The following is a 3,735-nucleotide window of genomic DNA, read 5'->3' as shown; positions in this document are numbered from 1 at the left end:
GGGGGCCGGGGCGGGCTGGACGGCGCCCGCGCCGGGCACCCCTGACCGTGCCGTCCGGGTTGAGGAAGAGGGGGCTGCCGCCGGGGACCATGCCGAGCTCGGTGGCCCGCCGGGAGAGCGCGTCGGGGGCGGAGAGGCCGTCCACGTCGTGCTGGAGGGCCTGCTGCTCGTCGGTGAGCTCGGTGGTCTGGCGGCGCAGCTCGCTCAGTTTGAACGAGCCCTCGTTCAGCGCCGAGTTCAGCAGCAGCAGGCTGATCAGACCGCCGCCGAGGAGCACGACGACCAGCAGGACGAAGGGGGTGCGGGCGGCGCTGCCCGTGCCCGCGGGGGGCAGCAGCCTGCCGAGCCGGGCGGCCCGCCCCCGCAGCTGCCTGGCCGGTCCGCTCACCGCAGGTCCTCCCGGATGCGCTGGGCCCCGCGGAACCTCGCGGGGGCCGCCCGCCGGTTCTCGGCGATCTCCTCCTCCGTGGGCAGTTCGGCGCCGCGGGTCAGGAGCTTCAGACGCGGCTGGTACTGCTCGGGCACCACCGGCAGCCCCGGCGGGGCGGTGTTGGCGGCGCCGGCCGCGAAGACCTGCTTGACCAGGCGGTCCTCCAGCGAGTGGTACGACAGGACCGCGATCCGCCCGCCCACGTCCAGGGCCGCCACAGCCGCCGGGATGGCCCGCTCCAGGACCGAGAGCTCGCCGTTGACCTCGATGCGCAGCGCCTGGAAGGTGCGCTTGGCGGGGTTGCCGCCGGTGCGCTTGGCGGCCTGGGGCAGCGAGTCGCGGATCAGCTCGACGAGCCGCGCGCTGTTGCTGAACGGCTCCTTCTCGCGCTCGCGGACGACCGCCGAGACGATCCGCTTGGCCTGCTTCTCCTCGCCGTACTGCCGCAGGATGCGCACCAGCTCGCCCGGCGCGTACGTGTTGAGCACCTCTGCGGCGCTCATACCGGTGGTCTGGTCCATGCGCATGTCGAGCGGGGCGTCCTGCGCGTAGGCGAAGCCGCGGTCGGCCTCGTCGAGCTGCATCGAGGAGACGCCGAGGTCGAAGAGGATGCCCTGGACGCGCGGGACGCCGAGCCGGTCCAGGACCTCGGGGAGCTCGTCGTAGACGGCGTGGACCAGGGTGGCGCGCTCGCCGTAGGGCGCCAGGCGCTCGCCGGAGAGCCGCAGGGCCTCCTTGTCCCGGTCGAGGGCGATCAGGCGCGCCTCGGGGAACCGGGTGAGCAGGGCCTCGCTGTGGCCGCCGAGGCCCAGGGTGCAGTCGACGACGACTGCCCCGGGCTGCGTCAGGGCCGGGGCCAGCAGGTCCAGGCACCGCTGGAGCATCACCGGGACGTGCCGGATCCGCTCCTCCCGTCGCCCGCCGTCGCCCTCGCTGGGAAGCGCTTCGCGCCCTGTCACTTTGGCCCTCTCAGGTCCGGCGGGCACCCCGCGCATACGGCCGGGTCCCCACCCGCTCGGAAGGTCTGCCGGCGCCGGGGAAGTGGCGTCAGCCGACCGGCGAGCGGGAGGAGGCCGAGCCGTACGCGCGCCGCGCACGCGGGGGGAAACTGTGCAACTGCTCTGTTCTGCGGATACGGGATCTGTCCCCGCAAGCGGGCCGGAGTGTGTCACCCCACCCACTTCGCGTCACTTTAGTCCACCGGTCCTTTCGGTCAATCAACGGCCCAGCGCGTCGCGGGGTGCGCTTTTCACCCGAACGGACGACCGACCATCACGCTTGTGGGTTACCTCACAGCCGACCGAGTTGACGGGATTTTTCCGTCCTCACAACGAGACCGGACGATCTACGACGACTAACGTCATAGACATGTCGACTCCTGCGCACCTCCCCGCAGAGCCCCCCGTCCGCCCCCACCTGGCGGTCGGTGACGGGGGAACCGTCACCGACCGGCTCGTCGAAGCGAACCGCAGGTACGCACAAGCGTTCGACGACCCCGGTATGGACGCCCGCCCGGTCCTCCGCGTCGCCGTCGTGGCCTGCATGGACGCCCGCCTCGACCTGCACGCGGCCCTCGGCCTGGAACTCGGCGACTGCCACACCATCCGCAACGCCGGCGGTGTGGTCACCGACGACGTGATCCGGTCACTGACCATAAGCCAGCGGGCGCTCGGCACCCGCAGCGTCATGCTCGTCCACCACACCGGCTGCGGCCTGGAGTCGCTCACCGAGGACTTCCGCCACGAGCTGGAGGACGAGGTCGGCCAGCGCCCCGCCTGGGCGGTGGAGTCCTTCCGCGACGTCGACCAGGACGTACGCCAGTCCATGCAGCGGGTCCGCACCTCGCCCTTCCTGCCGCACATCGACGACGTGCGGGGATTCGTCTTCGACGTCACCACCGGCCTGCTCCGCGAGATCGACCCGGCGGCCTAGTCCGGGACCGGACCGGTCCGCGCCCCGAGGGAGTTCGGACTCGATTCCGCGTCGCTTCGGGATCTCTTCGGAGACTCTTGGGGGCGTCTTCGGAGACAAAAACACGGCAACCCCCGACATATCCCCTCCAGTTATCCACAGGCGAGTGACACGACGCGGCGACGGCAACAAGAATGCGGGGGTGGCATCCGTCCGAACGTCTCGGACGCGGTGTCCCTATTTCGAAGTGGGCCGTTCCGTTTCCAGTGCGCCGGCCCGCAGGCAACTGGGGTAACCCTCCGCTCCTGAGCGGGGGGAAGGGCCGAGGAGGGCCGGGTGACGACCTATGACGAGCGAGCGAGCCTCACAGATCTGACCGCCACTGCGGAGCGCGTCCGCAGGTCGGTGGAGGGTGTGATCGAGGGCAAGCCCGAGGTCGTACGGCTCTCGCTGACCGTACTGCTCGCCGAGGGGCACCTCCTGATCGAGGACGTCCCGGGCGTGGGCAAGACCATGCTGGCCAAGGCGCTGGCCAAGTCCATCGACTGCTCGGTGCGGCGCATCCAGTTCACGCCGGACCTGCTGCCGTCGGACATCACCGGTGTGTCCATCTACGACCAGCAGCGGCGGGACTTCGAGTTCAAGCCGGGCGCGATCTTCGCGCAGATCGTCATCGGCGACGAGATCAACCGCGCCTCGCCCAAGACCCAGTCGGCGCTCCTGGAGTCCATGGAGGAGCGCCAGGTCACCATCGACGGGCAGACCTACGAACTGCCCAGCCCCTTCATGGTGGTGGCCACCCAGAACCCGGTCGAGATGGAGGGCACCTACCCGCTGCCCGAGGCCCAGCGCGACCGCTTCATGGCCCGCGTCTCGATCGGGTACCCGTCGGCCGAGGCGGAGCTCCAGATGCTCGACGTGCACGGCGCGGTCTCCCCCCTCGACGACCTCCAGCCGGTGGCGCACGCGCACGACATCGTCAAGCTCGTCGACGCGGTCCGCAAGGTCCACGTCGCCGACGCCGTGCGGCGGTACGCGGTGCAGCTCGTCGGGGCCACCCGCAACCACCCCGACCTCAGACTCGGGGCCTCGCCGCGCGCCACGCTCCATCTGCTGCGCGCCGCCAAGGCCGCGGCGGCCCTGAGCGGCCGGGAGTACGCACTGCCGGACGACGTCCAGGCGCTCGCCGTCGCGGTCCTCGCGCACCGGCTGCTGCCCACCGCCCAGGCCCAGTTGAACCGCCGCACCGCCGAGCAGGTCGTCCTGGAGATCCTCCAGCACACCCCCGTGCCGCAGGCCGGCGGCCCGCTCTACGGCCAGCAGCAGCCCGGCACCCGGCGGCTGTGATGGCGGCCGGGGCTCCCCCGGCGGGGGCGGGGCCGGAGGACACCGAC

The 3,735-nt window shown here is 71.7% G+C and carries 4 protein-coding genes; 2 read left to right on the top strand and 2 right to left on the bottom strand.

Annotated elements, in window-relative coordinates; genetic code table 11:
• A partial coding sequence (locus ACJA3G_RS32790; protein ID WP_406556675.1) for a septum formation initiator occupies positions 1 to 388 on the bottom strand: 388 nt, incomplete at its 3' end.
• The gene (rsmH, locus tag ACJA3G_RS32785) at positions 385 to 1,389 is read right to left on the bottom strand and encodes a 16S rRNA (cytosine(1402)-N(4))-methyltransferase RsmH (RefSeq protein WP_406556674.1); all 1,005 of its coding nucleotides are present in this window, start codon (positions 1,387 to 1,389) and stop codon (positions 385 to 387) included. The genes ACJA3G_RS32790 and rsmH, both read right to left, overlap by 4 nt.
• Positions 1,390 to 1,798: 409 nt before the next feature.
• On the opposite strand from rsmH, the gene ACJA3G_RS32780 reads away from it, so the two are divergent.
• Both ACJA3G_RS32780 and ACJA3G_RS32775 read left to right on the top strand, forming a co-directional pair.
• Positions 1,799 to 2,362, top strand: a complete 564-nt coding sequence (locus tag ACJA3G_RS32780; protein ID WP_406556673.1) for a beta-class carbonic anhydrase — start codon at positions 1,799 to 1,801, stop codon at positions 2,360 to 2,362.
• Between the two features lie 315 nt (positions 2,363 to 2,677).
• Positions 2,678 to 3,688, top strand: a complete 1,011-nt coding sequence (locus tag ACJA3G_RS32775) for an AAA family ATPase (protein ID WP_406556672.1) — start codon at positions 2,678 to 2,680, stop codon at positions 3,686 to 3,688.
• Positions 3,689 to 3,735 lie beyond the last annotated feature (47 nt).

The organism is Streptomyces sp. YS-3 (assembly GCF_045257485.1).
Taxonomy (GTDB): Bacteria; Actinomycetota; Actinomycetes; order Streptomycetales; family Streptomycetaceae; genus Streptomyces.
Note: the sequence above shows the minus strand (reverse complement) of the source record. Positions and strands in the feature narration are given on the sequence as shown.